This window comes from Salinicola salarius, assembly GCF_002179555.1.
Lineage (GTDB): Bacteria > Pseudomonadota > Gammaproteobacteria > Pseudomonadales > Halomonadaceae > Salinicola > Salinicola salarius_A.
The window spans coordinates 1-645 of record NZ_NHOU01000135.1 but is presented as its reverse complement, the minus strand read 5'-3'; the positions used below and the strand labels follow the sequence as shown (position 1 = coordinate 645).

Below are 645 nucleotides of genomic sequence, written 5' to 3'. Positions count from 1 at the left end.
GTGTCGGCGCTGGCTTCACGGAATCAGGTAATAGTCTCGCACATGACCATTAAAGCGATCACTATCCACCTGAACAATAAAGCGCTTATTTCCTTGGCAATCAAAGCAATGAATCTTATAATCTTTAGATATCTCTCCATTCTCATCCAGCATTAGTTTTTCAACAACTATAAAAGGGGATATGTTGCAATACTGAGTCTCTCTCGAACCCATATAGAAATTACGAGTCAGCCAACAGTTTCTTTCTTCAAGTTTTTATAGTTAACATCCCTTTTGTTACGAACGATCTTGTTCATGGCACTGCCATGATTAGCTTTTATGACAAACTGAGGCGGCAACAGATCGAACATATCACGCGTCAATGTGGTACCACTTGCAAGCAAAGGAATCAGGTGTTCGTTACCAATTCGCTCGGTCACGAACCGCCTAACCGTAAGCTTGTCCGCTAGATCGCGAAAAATTGGTTTATCCGCATCCAGCTTGTAACAAGTGAGCTTCTCATTCCAAGTACTGGGACAAGTCGGGCGGATGGCCAAAGCGTTTCTCGAATTGGCGAATTGCCTCTTGGCGGTCGCTACGCTTCAAGCGACGATACGCTTCTAATAAGCGCCTAGCTGTCGGGTCCCGCGTGATTGACAACCCGTT

At 45.1% G+C, this 645-nt stretch carries 2 protein-coding genes; both read right to left on the bottom strand.

Annotated features, from left to right (window positions below; genetic code table 11):
• Nucleotides 1-15 precede the first annotated feature (15 nt).
• Nucleotides 16-213 (bottom strand): ATP-grasp fold amidoligase family protein, encoded by a 198-nt coding sequence (locus CCD76_RS20720; RefSeq protein ID WP_087721124.1) that lies wholly within the window; start codon nucleotides 211-213, stop codon nucleotides 16-18.
• Between the two features lie 14 nt (nucleotides 214-227).
• Nucleotides 228-536 carry an ATP-grasp fold amidoligase family protein gene (locus CCD76_RS19485; protein ID WP_087721123.1) on the bottom strand — a complete coding sequence of 103 codons (309 nt, stop codon included), beginning with the start codon at nucleotides 534-536 and terminating at the stop codon, nucleotides 228-230.
• Between the last annotated feature and the right edge of the window lie 109 nt (nucleotides 537-645).